This is a genomic window from Rothia sp. SCPM-O-B-18226 (M350) (assembly GCF_058213595.1).
In genome coordinates, this window is sequence record NZ_JBYQJS010000005.1 from 137,670 (window position 1) to 149,739 (window position 12,070).

Annotated in this window: 10 protein-coding genes; 9 read left to right on the forward strand and 1 reads right to left on the reverse strand. The window is 64.4% G+C overall.

Going from position 1 to position 12,070, the window contains the following annotated elements; translation table 11 throughout:
• Positions 1-66 precede the first annotated feature (66 nt).
• The 9 genes from AC3E6W_RS08425 to AC3E6W_RS08465 all read left to right on the forward strand — a co-directional run bounded on the left by AC3E6W_RS08425 (position 67) and on the right by AC3E6W_RS08465 (position 11,492).
• On the forward strand, positions 67-1,125 hold the full coding sequence (locus tag AC3E6W_RS08425; RefSeq protein ID WP_070825400.1) for an FKBP-type peptidyl-prolyl cis-trans isomerase: 1,059 nt from the start codon (positions 67-69) through the stop codon (positions 1,123-1,125).
• A 109-nt stretch (positions 1,126-1,234) separates the two neighbouring features.
• Positions 1,235-1,630 carry an FKBP-type peptidyl-prolyl cis-trans isomerase gene (locus AC3E6W_RS08430; protein WP_049334192.1) on the forward strand — a complete coding sequence of 132 codons (396 nt, stop codon included), beginning with the start codon at positions 1,235-1,237 and terminating at the stop codon, positions 1,628-1,630.
• Between the two features lie 226 nt (positions 1,631-1,856).
• On the forward strand, positions 1,857-4,184 hold the full coding sequence (locus AC3E6W_RS08435) for a helix-turn-helix transcriptional regulator (protein ID WP_490652858.1): 2,328 nt from the start codon (positions 1,857-1,859) through the stop codon (positions 4,182-4,184).
• Positions 4,185-4,277: 93 nt separating this feature from the next.
• Positions 4,278-4,616 carry a hypothetical protein gene (locus tag AC3E6W_RS08440; protein WP_049334190.1) on the forward strand — a complete coding sequence of 113 codons (339 nt, stop codon included), beginning with the start codon at positions 4,278-4,280 and terminating at the stop codon, positions 4,614-4,616.
• Between the two features lie 15 nt (positions 4,617-4,631).
• The gene (tatA, locus tag AC3E6W_RS08445) at positions 4,632-4,883 is read left to right on the forward strand and encodes a Sec-independent protein translocase subunit TatA (protein ID WP_049334189.1); all 252 of its coding nucleotides are present in this window, start codon (positions 4,632-4,634) and stop codon (positions 4,881-4,883) included.
• Positions 4,884-5,003: 120 nt separating this feature from the next.
• Positions 5,004-5,885, forward strand: coding sequence for a twin-arginine translocase subunit TatC (gene tatC, locus AC3E6W_RS08450; RefSeq protein ID WP_070484405.1), 882 nt, complete (start codon positions 5,004-5,006; stop codon positions 5,883-5,885).
• A gap of 261 nt (positions 5,886-6,146) precedes the next feature.
• Entirely contained in the window at positions 6,147-9,170 is a 3,024-nt protein-coding gene (locus AC3E6W_RS08455) for a DEAD/DEAH box helicase (protein ID WP_490652859.1), read from the forward strand.
• Between the two features lie 240 nt (positions 9,171-9,410).
• Positions 9,411-10,619, forward strand: a complete 1,209-nt coding sequence (locus AC3E6W_RS08460; RefSeq protein WP_490652860.1) for an amidohydrolase — start codon at positions 9,411-9,413, stop codon at positions 10,617-10,619.
• Positions 10,620-10,754: 135 nt separating this feature from the next.
• Entirely contained in the window at positions 10,755-11,492 is a 738-nt protein-coding gene (locus tag AC3E6W_RS08465) for a polyprenol monophosphomannose synthase (protein WP_313968175.1), read from the forward strand.
• 208 nt (positions 11,493-11,700) lie between these two features.
• Here AC3E6W_RS08465 and AC3E6W_RS08470 read toward each other — a convergent pair whose 3' ends face one another.
• Positions 11,701-12,039: an RNA polymerase-binding protein RbpA gene (locus AC3E6W_RS08470; RefSeq protein ID WP_049334184.1), complete on the reverse strand. Its 339-nt coding sequence runs from the start codon at positions 12,037-12,039 to the stop codon at positions 11,701-11,703.
• Positions 12,040-12,070: the final 31 nt, after the last annotated feature.

Below are 12,070 nucleotides of genomic sequence, written 5' to 3' on the forward strand. Positions count from 1 at the left end.
CCGTACCTGTAAACTATTCTGAAAGCGCGCGCATTATCCGGCGCGCACACGACCAGAGGATATATCATGACCAAACGCTCACCCCTAACCTATATCGGCGTCGGAGGCGTCGCCCTCGCGCTCGCTCTCAGCGCCTGCGCCCCCAAGGCCGGTCCCAACGACGACCTCTCCGGCGTCAAGTACACCCTCAAGAGCGCCACCGCGGAGCCCGAGGTGTCCTTCGCGACCCCCTTCGCCGCATCCACCCCCACCGCGCACGTGATTGAGACCGGTAACGGCGACTCCATTAACGATGGCGATTTCGTGCTCGTCGAGGCGGCCGTGTTCAACGGTGCTAACGGCAAGGTGGCCGGTTCCACCTACTCCAGCGAACCGATTCTGCTGCCCATCAACGACCAGCTCAAGCAGGCAGCCCCCGAGGTGTACGAGAAGCTCAAGGAAATCAAGGTTGGCGGCTCCTTCTCCTACAGCACCAACATCCTGCAGCAGCGCACCGCCTCCGGCACGCCCACCGCCTCAACCGCATCCCCGGGTACCGCAACCAACGTTGAGGTGTACACCGTCAAGGCCAAGCTGCCCAAGTACGCCACCGGCACCGCTCAGCCCGCCGACCCGTCCCTGCCCTCCTTCACCCTAGACGAGTCCACCGGCAAGGCTGAAATCAAGCTGCCCGACACCAAGCAGGACGTCACCGAGCTCGTCTCGAAGGACCTCATCGAGGGCACCGGCCCCGAGGTGAAGGCTACCGACACCATCTACGTGCGCTACCTCGGTGTGCAGTACTCCGACGGCAAGGTCTTCGACGGCAACTACGAGAAGATCCCCGCGGCGCTGTCCCTGCAGGGCGTTATCAAGGGCTGGACCGCCGGCCTGACCGGCAAGAAGGTCGGCTCCCGCGTTGAGCTGATTATCCCGGCAGACCAGGCGTACGGTAACGAGTCCGCCAACGGCTCCACCCCGACCGGCACCCTCGTGTTCGTCGTGGACATCCTGGGCGCCGAGGAGAACCCGCAGACCCTGCAACGGGCTCAGGCCGCTTCCGCCGCTGCTGCCTCCGCATCGGCTTCGGGCGCCTCCACAGATGCGGCCACCGCAACCCCGGCGCCCTCGGCTACCGCGCAGTAAACCCGGGAACGCTACCCACGTTTTCAACCGCGCTCGCCGCCCACATGAGATGGGCGGCGAGCGCACCCCACCATTTCGAATCACTTCGAATCAATCAAAGGAGACCACCATGTCTTTCGGCCAGCGTAAGCTCGACCGCGAAAAGCCCGAAATCGATTTCCCCGAGGGCGACGCCCCCACCGAGCTGGTCATCACCGACCTGATTGAGGGCACCGGCGCCGAGGTCGTTCCCGGTTCCCGCGTGCTCACCCACTACGTCGGCGTGGCCTTCTCTACCGGCGAGGAGTTCGACGCTTCCTGGAACCGCGGCGAGCCGCTGCCCTTCCAGGTTGGCGTTGGCCAGGTTATCCGCGGCTGGGATGAAGGTCTGCTCGGCATGAAGGTCGGCGGTCGTCGTCGCCTGGAGATTCCCGCCGACATGGCCTACGGTGACCGCGGCGCGGGTTCGGTCATTAAGCCCGGCGAGTCCCTGATTTTCGTGGTGGACCTGCTCGACGTCCGCTAAGGACTAGCCAGGTTCTCGCGCATCTGGCGTAAGAGATACTCGGCCCGGCGCCTTTCCCTCGATGGGGGAGAGGCGCCGGGCTTTTGCGTGCCGGGAACGCGTGTTGATGGCACGTGCCGGTGGACTTCTATGCCGGCTCGCCCTTCCTACGGCTCTTCCGTATCCCTCCCGCCGCCGCCCCAGACTCGAAGCAAGTGCCGCGGAACACACACGGTATGATGGAACCATGTCCACCGCAGCTCAGCTTTTCATGACCCTGAACCGCCTCGCCACCGTCGCCGAGGCGCCCGACGAAGCCACCCGCCGCAACGGCATCAGCCGCGACGAGTTCCTCAGCCTCCTGGGCATCAAGACCTCCGCCCCCGGGGCCGCGCTCTCCGAGGCGAGCGAACGCGCCTTCGAACGCGCCAAGCAGACCCTGCGCGACGCCGGCGCGCGCATCACCCACTTCACCACCGACACCTCCGGACGCTACCGCCTCAACGCAGAAGCCCCCAACTCGCTGACCGCGTGGAACCCCACCGCCGAAGAATTCCGCCTCCTCAACGCCGAGCTGCGCGGCTGGGAAGGCACCGAACTGCAGGACGAGGCCTACCGCATCCTGCGCAAGATTGCGCTCACGAGCGAGCACCTCACCGACGAGGCGCTCACCGCGGCTAACGTCACCCGAATCGAAGAGATCAAACGGGACAACCAGCCGCCCCTCACCAAAACCGTCAAGCAGCGCGCCCGCGACCTGCACGCCTACCGCGAGCACATCCAGCGCCTGCACTTCAGCGACGACCCGCACCTCTACGAGCTCTTCACCGCCTACGCGCAGCGCAAGACCCTCAACTTCACCTATCAGGGCAGCGATGGAGACATCAAAACCTACGAGAAGGTCAGCGTCGCCGGCCTCATCTACAGCTACGGCTCCTGGTACCTCGTCGCGCACTTCCCCCTCGGCAACAAAACCCCCGAAGAGCGCAAGACCTACACCTACCGCACCGACCGCATCCGCAGCCTCGACGTGTTCTCAAGCACCGACCCCGCACCCATCAACCCCGCCTACGAGGCCCGCACCCGCCTCAAGAAAATCAGCGGCTACGAAGAGACCCTCACCGTCCTCGACCCCAACCCCGGCGCCGAGGACCCCGCCGCGCCCTTCACCGTGCCCTCCTACGGCGCCGTAGACAGCGCCATCGACGCCACCTGCGCCGGCTGGCTCATCCAGCCGCACCACGACGCGAACCCCGCATCCGGCAAGACCCTGACCGGCCGCCAGCAGGACAGCCACGCCGCCCAGCGGGAACTTTTGCGTGAGCTCATCGCCCTGCACACCGGCGAACCCGAAACCCCCGCCAAGTGGTTCCCCACAACCCAGCGTTCCCGCAACGACGCCCTCGACGATCTCGACGACCTCATCCTCGCGCTGCACCGCGCCGACCGCTGGGCCGACGTCCACGGCGAGACGCCCATGCCCCTCAACAAGCTCAACCCCCTCTACCGCGTCGACAACAACAACGCAGCCAAGCTCGACAAAATTATCAACGCCATCTACGACGAATTCGACGAGGTACCCTTCTACTCTGAGGCTAAGGATCCCGACGCAGCCAACCCCGCCCGTCTCAACCTGCTCCCCGAATTCAGCGACGGCGCCGCGGCCCTCACCCTGCTCAACTACACCCGCCTCACCGACACCGAGCTGGCAATCCTCGTCTTCACGCTCTCCGCAGCCGACCTGATGTACTCGGGTGACCCGCGACCGGCCGCGATCCTCGCCGCGCTCGCGGAGGCCTACCCGCGCACCACCGACTACGCGAAGCACCTGCTCTTCGCACCCGAGGACCCCCTGTTGCAGGAGGCGCGCGCCGCCCTCGCCAGCGGACGCGCCCTCACCATCACCTACGGCACCCGCGCCGCGGAACGCGTCGTCGACCCGGTAGCGCTCACCCTGCACCGTGACCGCCTCTACCTGCACGCGTGGTGCCGCGCCAGCGAGGCACGCCACCTCGCTACGCTGTCTGAGGACGCCGCCGCAGAGAGCCCTGCCGCCGAGGAGGCAAAGCCCGCGAGCGCGGCGGGGGAGAGCGCCTCCACCAATTCCACCAGCGCCGAGCCCACCCCCGTCGAACCCGTCTTCTGGCGCAACTTCCGCCTCACCCGCATCAGCAGCTACGCGCCCGCAGGCGAAGCACAGCCGCACTACATCGGCCCCAACCACGACAGCACCGTCAACGACTGGCACGCCAAGCAGCACAAAACCACCACCAACCCCAGCGTCGATCTGCGCATCCACCCCACCGACCACACCCCCGGCGGCGAAACCCTCGAAAACCTCACCGCAACCTACAAGCGCCGCAGCGCCGAGCACGCCCGAAAAGGCACCAAAACCACCCACGTCCGCGTGCACTACAACAACATCGCTGGCGCCGGGGATAAGAACATCATCGACACCGTCATTGCACACCGCGGATCCCTCGAAATCACCGGGCCCGCGCACCTGCGCGCCGCCCTCCTCGAGCACCTCACCGCCCTCGCCAACGCCAACCCCGCTTCGCCCAGAGAAAACTAGACCCTACACCCATCCGCAAAAACACGACTAAAACCCCCAGAACACATCAACACCCCACCAAAACAACACCTCAAAACTTGTATAATGGTGCCCATGTCTTGGTGGTTCTGGATTTTGCTATGGGGCGCGCTCATCATCTGCTCGCTCCTCTACTTGGCATGGTTCACCTACAAAGCACTCACTCGCGGTTTCACGCTACTCGACGAAACCGTTACCTGGGTCGAGTCAATCGAGGGACAATTCGACACCGCGCAAGCAAACGCCACTCGAAAACTCCCGCGAGACACCACCCTCGGGGTATTCACACCCATCACCGAGGCATACAATAACTACGAACAAGGCAAACAGACACGCAGGTCTGAGCGGATCAAGCGACGGGTCTCCCGACGAGATCGACTCGGCCAACCTCAAAACATCGGAGACCTGCTCTAACCAGAAAGGCACACCATGGGCCAGATTTTCAGCCACCCCGCGACCATCATCGTCGTCATCCTCCTCGTCGTCCTGCTCTTCGGCGCCCCCAAGCTCCCCGGCATGGCACGTAGCCTCGGCCAGTCCATGCGCATCTTCAAGACCGAGGTCGAAGGCCTCAAGAACGACGCCAAGAGCGACCCCAAGAAGGACGCCACCAAGGCAGAGAACGGTGAAGAGGTCGTCACCGGCGAGGTCGTAGACAACGGCAAGACCGAAACCAAGTAACCAACGGTCTCAACACACCACGCCCCAAACCCGTGCCCGCCCACCGGCCGGCACGGGTTTTGCGGCACCGCCCCCAAACCCCTCAGCCAACCATAGGCACAGACACCCAGAGGACACCCCGTGGCAACACCCGACCAGGACGTGCGCAACCGCAAACTCAACCCTGAAGCGCGCATGGAACTCAAGGAACACCTACGCGAATTTCGCGACCGCTTCATCAAGGCGGCTATCGCGACCATCATCGCGGCCATCATCGGCACGGTCTTCCTCTACCAGCCCTTCATCGAAATGATCTCCGCACCCCTGCAGCAGATCAACGCAGAAACCGGCCGCAACGCCAACCTCAACTACGGTTCCGTTGCATCCCCCTTCGACCAGCTGCTCAAGGTCGGCATGTACATCGGCATGGTGATTGCATCCCCCGTCTGGCTCTACCAGGCGCTGCGATTCCTACTGCCGGCGCTACACACCAAGGAAAAGAAGTATCTCTTCGGCTTCCTCACCGCAGCCATCTTCGCCTTCGGCTGCGGCGTGGCCATCTCGTACTTCACCCTCCCCGGCGTCGTCTACGCACTGCTGAAGTTCACCCCCGTCAACGAAAGTAACTACATTGACGCGGGCGTGTACATCTCCTTCATCCTGAAGTTCGTCGTCACCTTCTCCTGCGCCTTCATCATCCCCGTGATTCTGGTCGGCATTAACATGCTGGGCCTGATTCGCGGTAAGACCATCCTGAAATCTTGGCGCTGGGTCGTCGTCCTCGTCGCAGTCATCGCGGCACTGACCGCACCCGGCAGCGACATCATGATGATGTTCGTCCTCATGGCGCCGCTGCTCATCTTCTTCTTCGCGGCCATCGGCATCTGCATGTTCAACGACAAGCGCCGCGACCGCAAGCTCGCCAAGTTGGCAGAAGGCGCAGACGAAGCAACCCTGAACACCGCAACCAGCGCCGACGACCTGGCCAAGATGGGCTACTTCGACGAAGAAAAAACCTCCTAAACGTTCCTGACGGAACACCACATCACGGGTACTCGCCGAAAGGGCGGGGCACAGATTCACCTTCTGCGCCCCGCCCTTTCCGCATACCCGCCCCCGGACGGCCCCAAAGCCCAGAAGGCGCGCCGGATGCGCTCGCGGTCGGGCTCGAGCCGCCGCGTGCCACCCGTGTTTTCACCCGTGTGTTCGCCCGTACCTGATATCTGCCGGAAGCCGCCGCTTCGAGCCGAGCGCCGGCAGGCCAGCCGCTACACTGGATGTACCATGACTAAGCACCACGCACAGCACGTATCCGACGCAAACCCCTCTGACGAGCACCCCGGCACCGACTACGCCGCCGCGTACGCCGCATCCCGAGAGCGCTCCGCATACGCCAAGAGCGCCCTGGGCGCGTTTGAGGCCTCCCTGGATTTCCCGCTGGACGACTTTCAGCGTCAGGCGTGTGCCGCTGTGGAGGCGGACCGCTCCGTCCTCGTGGCCGCCCCCACGGGCGCGGGTAAGACCATCGTGGGCGAGTTCGGCATCTACCTGGCGCTACGCCGCGGCATGAAGGCGTTCTACACGACCCCGATCAAGGCGCTGAGCAACCAGAAGTACCACGATTTCGTGCGCGCGTACGGCGAGGACTACGTGGGCCTGCTGACCGGCGACACGAGCATCAACACCGAAGCCCCCGTGGTCGTGATGACCACCGAGGTGTTGCGCAACATGCTCTACGCCAACTCCACCACCCTGAACGGCCTGGGGTACGTGGTCATGGACGAGGTGCACTACCTGGCAGACCGTTTCCGCGGCGCGGTGTGGGAAGAGGCGATCATCCACCTGCCCGAGCACGTGAACGTCATCTCCCTGTCGGCTACGGTGTCGAACGTCGAGGAGTTCGGAGCCTGGCTGGACACGGTGCGCGGCGGCACGGACATTATCGTTTCCGAGCACCGCCCGGTACCCCTGTGGCAGCACATGATGGTCGGCCACCGCGTGGTAGACCTCTTCGTGCCCGAGGACAACTCGGCACACGGCAAAAACGGCAAAAACCAGGAGCCGGAGGAGCAGCTCTCCCGCAAACAGGCAAAGAAGGCGCAGAAGGCCAAGCAGCGCGGCGCATCCGTAGAGGCGGGCGCCAACCCTCTGCTGGCCGGCCTGCGCCTGAACCCGCAGCTGAAGGCACTACGCCCCAGCTTCCGTTCCGGCCCGGGACGCGGCCGCTACGGCGGCAAGCGTGAACGCTTCCGCCACCGCCGCGAAGGCTGGCTCAACGAAACCTTCAGCAGCGGCGGGGGCAGCCGCTCAGACCGCACGCGCCGCTACTCAGACGGTGAGCGCGGCGAACAGGCACCGCTGCGCCCCCAGCGCATCACCCGCCCCGAAATGGTCCGTGCCCTCGACAAGCAGGGTCTACTGCCCGCCATCTGCTTCATCTTCTCCCGCGCCGGATGCGACGGCGCGGTCAGCCACTGCGTGGCAGCCGACATTACGCTCACCACCCCCGAACAGCAGCAGACCATCCGCGCCTACATTGCGGAGGCCACGGCACACCTGGACACCCGCGACCTGAACACCCTCGGCTACTACGAATGGCGCGACGGTCTCATCCGCGGTATCGCCGCGCACCACGCCGGCCTGCTACCCCTCTTCAAGGAGGTCGTGGAGGCTCTCTTCACCCAGGGACTGGTCAAGCTGGTCTTCGCCACCGAAACCCTCGCACTGGGCATCAACATGCCCGCACGCACCGTCATCCTGGAAAAGCTCACCAAGTACAACGGCGAATCCCACGTAGACATCACCCCCGGCGAATACACCCAGCTGACCGGACGCGCCGGCCGCCGCGGCATCGACATCGAAGGCCACGCGGTCGTCATGTGGCGCCCCGGCCTGTCCCCGGAACACGTGGCAACCCTCGCCTCAACCCGCACCTACCCGCTGAACTCCTCGTTCCGCCCCACCTACAACATGGCGGCAAACCTCATCGCCTCCTACGGCGCCGAACGCACCCGCAAAATCCTGGAATCCTCCTTCGCACAGTTCCAGGCCGACAAGTCGGTCGTGGGCATCGCCTCCCGCGTACGCAAAAACGAAAGTGCCCTGGAAGGCTACCGCGAAGCCATGGCCTGCCACCTCGGCGACTTCACCGAATACGTACAGCTCAGCCGCCACATCGCCGAACTGGAGAAGAAAGCCTCCAAGAGCAACGAACGCCACGCCCGCACGCAGGCACACCACAGCATCCAGCAGCTGTTGCCCGGCGACATCATCTACATCCCGCACGGCCGCTCCCGCGGCTACGCAGTCGTCATCACCCGCTCCGATTCGCACGCCGACCCCCGCATCGGAATCGTCACCGAGGACGCGCACCAGCGCACCGCCTCAACCCGCGACTTCGAGGGCGCCATCGAACCGGTCTCACGCATCAAAATCCCCAAGCGCCTAAGCCTCAAAACCCCCAAGGAACGCCGCGACACCGCAAGCCGCATGCGCCAGGCACTCTACGACGGCCGCGCCCCGCGTGCGCTCGCACAGCAGAACATCCCGGCACGCCAAAACAGCATCGACGCGCAGCTGGAGGCTCTACAGGCTCAGCTGCGTAACCACCCGTGCCACGGCTGCTCCGACCGCGCAAACCACATGCGCTGGGCCGAACGCTGGCAGAAGCTCAACTCCGAAACCGAAGGGTTGCGCCGTCAGATTGCCCGCCGCACCAACACAATCGCCCAGGTCTTCAACCGCATCGCACGCCTGCTGGAAAGCTACGGCTACGTGGAACGCACCGAGGACGGTGAACTGTCGCTAACCACCGGCGGCCAGGCCCTACGCCGCATCTACGGCGAACGCGACCTACTCACCGCCCTGTGCCTAGACGCGCACTTCCTCGACGGCCTGGAACCCGCCGCCATCGCCGCAACCGTCGCCGCCCTAACCTACCAGGGCAAACGCGACGCGGTAGAGTACCTGGCGCACTACCCGCATCCCTCCCTGCGCGCACCCATCGCCACCATCACGCAGCGCCTCGCCGACCTCAACGCTTCAGAAGAACAGTTCAAGGTCGACCTGACCCCGGCCTGCGACTTCGGCCTGGTCGAACCCATGTACGCCTGGGCAAACGGCGCCCACCTCGCAAAAGCCATCGAGGACACCGGCCTCGCCGCCGGCGACTTCGTCCGCTGGGCCAAACAGGTACTGGACGCCCTAGACCAGATCGCGCACATCCGATCCCTGGACCCGGTCATCCGCGCCCGCTGTGAAGAGGCAATCGAGGCGGTACGCCGCGGTGTTGTGGCGCTGGACGTCTAGCGCGCTCGCGGTGTGTCTCTAGCGGTGGCCGGGGGCTCCCCGCCGCCATCGCCGTTCCATCATTCGATACCCCCCCGGAGGGTGCGGGTCATTCTTTGTCGTGAAAGGATGCACATACTACCGCAGCCCCCGGGGGTGCTTTTATACTCGGACTAGGGCCTGTTGGGGTGTTCCGCCGCGTTGGAGGATGCGCCCCGGGCCCGAGTCCCAGCGTTCCGCTCAATGGCGAAAGGATTAACAATGGCCACCCGTATTTTTGTGGACGGTAGCGTGTACAGCCCCGTCGACCCCTATGCCACGGCTCTCTTGACGGAGGACGGCGTCGTCCGCTGGGTTGGTTCTGATGCGGGTGCTCATTCGATTGCCGATGAGTCCACCGAGGTGGTGGAGCTCGATGGGGCCCTGCTGACGCCCGCTTTTGCGCGCGCCCTGGCGCCGGTGGGCGGTAAGGAGCCCGTCGAGATCCTCGAGTACCTGGATGTCTACCGCGCCGTGGGTTACCACACCCATACCCTGCTGGCTTCCATGGATGATGCGGCGGATCTGGTGTCGGCCCTGCGCCACAACATCGAGGAGCACGGCCCGACGGATATCCGTCTGGTTCTTGATGCTTCGGGCCCGCGGGTTGAGGGCCGTGAGCGGGCGGGCGTCGACCTTGAGGAGCTGGTGAGCGCGATTAAGGCGCTGCGTCCGCTGACCGAGGGCCCGCGCGCGCTGCCGGGTCTGTCGCTGACGGGTATCCACGTTCCCGCGGGGCTGGCGGAGCGCTACGCCCAGGTGGCCGAGGACGCCGCGCTGGTTCTGTCGATTGACGCTTCCGCAGGTTTTGCTACCGCCGCCGAGGCCGCCCTGTCGATTCGTGGGGAGCGTCCGTGGCTTCCGATTCGCCTGGACGCAGCGTACAGCACGGCTCAGGATCCCATTAGCGATGAGTGGTTGCAGAAGCTGGCCGAGGGCCGCGTGCACCTGGGTTTGAGCGTGTGCGAGCCGGAGTCTGACGAGGACGAGGAGGCTGTGCAGGCGCTGGCCACGCTGGCCGCCGGGGGAGAGGGCCAGGAGTCGGTGGCTTCGGTTGCGCGCCGCGCGAACGCTGCGGGCACCTCGATTGCGTTGGGTTCCGATACCCAGCTGTTTGCGCCGGGTGCGTGGGCCCTGGTGCGCGCGCTGGTGAACGATAAGCACGGCGTGTCTGCACGTAGCGCGTTTGCGGCGCTGACCCGCGGCGTATACCGTCTGGCGCATGAGGAGAACCCGTTTATGGGCCAGCTGGCGCCGGATACCCCGGCCTTCGTGACGCGTTGGCGTGTGGAGGCGCTGATGGTTCAGGCTCCAGATTCGCGCGTTGCCTCGTGGAGCACCGATCCGCGCGCCCGGATTCCGCTGCTTCCGGTCCTGGAGGACGACTCGCCCCTACCCGTTCTTGAATCTATTTACACTGAAAGTAAATAATTTTTTCGGCTAGTCCACCACCTTTTACAGGAAATGAAATACCCAGATACCCCATTGCGTACCGTCGCTCACATAGTTAACCGGTATACTGGAAATCTACACTGCCCGTTTTATATGCACACGTGAGAGAGTATTATGCGCGTTCTGACTGTCATCCCGACGTATAACGAAAAGGAGAACCTACCGGTTGTGGTGGAGCGTCTTCGCAAGGCAGCTCCCGAGGTAGACATTCTCGTGGTGGATGATAACAGCCCCGACGGCACCGGCCAGATCGCTGACGAGCTCTCGGCCAAGGACCCTAAGATTCACGTTCTGCACCGCACCGTTAAGGACGGCCTGGGCGGCGCCTACCTGGCGGGCTTTGACTGGGGTCTGGAGGCAGGCTACGAGATTCTGATTGAGATGGACGCTGACTGCTCCCACCAGCCCGAGCAGCTGCCCTCCCTGGTGCGCGCCGTTGAGGCGGGCGCCGATCTGGCCATCGGTTCGCGTTACGTGCCGGGTGGCAAGACGAAGAACTGGCCGGCTCACCGCCAGATTCTCTCGCGCGGCGCTAACCTGTACACCCGTATGGTGCTGGGCACCTCCATCAAGGACATCACCGCAGGTTTCCGCGCGTACCGCCGCGAGGCCCTGCAGCGTCTGAACCTGGACGGCATCGACTCGAAGGGCTACGTGTTCCAGGTGGATTTGGCGTGGCGTTCTGAGCAGGCTGGACTGAATATTGTCGAGGTTCCGATTACCTTCGTTGAGCGCGAGGTGGGCGCCTCGAAGATGGACGGCAACATCATCTTCGATTCGATGTCGAAGGTGACCCGCTGGGGCCTGAAGAGCCACGCGGAGAAGCTGAAGAAGGCCCTGGGCAAGAAGTAGTCCCGGGTCATAACCCAACCTCATATGAGGGGCCGGGTCGGATGCGCATTACGAGCATCCGCCCCGGCCCCTTTCTGTTGGAATCCTCTGAGAGCCCCTAACGCCTCTCGCACATGACGGGCAGGAAGGCATCCGGCGGGGTACACAAAAGGGGCCTTTCAGCGGCTCACATGCCGCTGAAAGGCCCCTTAACGTATCTAGACGTTCCTTAGACCGCGAAGTGGTTGCGGTAGTACTCCAGGCGCTCCTCCAGAGTCTTCTCCAGCTCTTCAATGCTGCGACGCTCCATGAGCATGTCCCAGTGGGTACGTGCAGGCTTCTCATCCTCGGCGTTGGCGGTGGAATCACCGTTGACCAGGAAGGCCTCCTTGCCGGACTTTGCGGTCCAGACCGGGGGAATCTCTGCCTCGGCCGCGAAAGTCACGAAAACACGGTCACCGTCTGCGGTGCGGTACTCGACGCGCTGGCGGGGTGCCGGCTGCACGTTCGATTCGGTTTCCATCGACTGGGAACCCAGGCGCATACCGCGCAGGCTACGATCGCTCATTTTTCCTCCAGTGTCCGTCGTGTGCGCCGGG

Bases quoted from the DNA above. Each gene is read 5' to 3' on its own strand.
- AC3E6W_RS08425 (WP_070825400.1), top strand. From the start codon at position 67: ATGACCAAACGCTCACCCCTAACCTATATCGGCGTCGGAGGCGTCGCC.
- AC3E6W_RS08430 (WP_049334192.1), top strand. From the start codon at position 1,235: ATGTCTTTCGGCCAGCGTAAGCTCGACCGCGAAAAGCCCGAAATCGAT.
- AC3E6W_RS08435 (WP_490652858.1), top strand. From the start codon at position 1,857: ATGTCCACCGCAGCTCAGCTTTTCATGACCCTGAACCGCCTCGCCACC.
- AC3E6W_RS08440 (WP_049334190.1), top strand. From the start codon at position 4,278: ATGTCTTGGTGGTTCTGGATTTTGCTATGGGGCGCGCTCATCATCTGC.
- tatA (WP_049334189.1), top strand. From the start codon at position 4,632: ATGGGCCAGATTTTCAGCCACCCCGCGACCATCATCGTCGTCATCCTC.
- AC3E6W_RS08455 (WP_490652859.1), top strand. From the start codon at position 6,147: ATGACTAAGCACCACGCACAGCACGTATCCGACGCAAACCCCTCTGAC.
- AC3E6W_RS08460 (WP_490652860.1), top strand. From the start codon at position 9,411: ATGGCCACCCGTATTTTTGTGGACGGTAGCGTGTACAGCCCCGTCGAC.
- AC3E6W_RS08465 (WP_313968175.1), top strand. From the start codon at position 10,755: ATGCGCGTTCTGACTGTCATCCCGACGTATAACGAAAAGGAGAACCTA.
- AC3E6W_RS08470 (WP_049334184.1), bottom strand. From the start codon at position 12,039: ATGAGCGATCGTAGCCTGCGCGGTATGCGCCTGGGTTCCCAGTCGATG.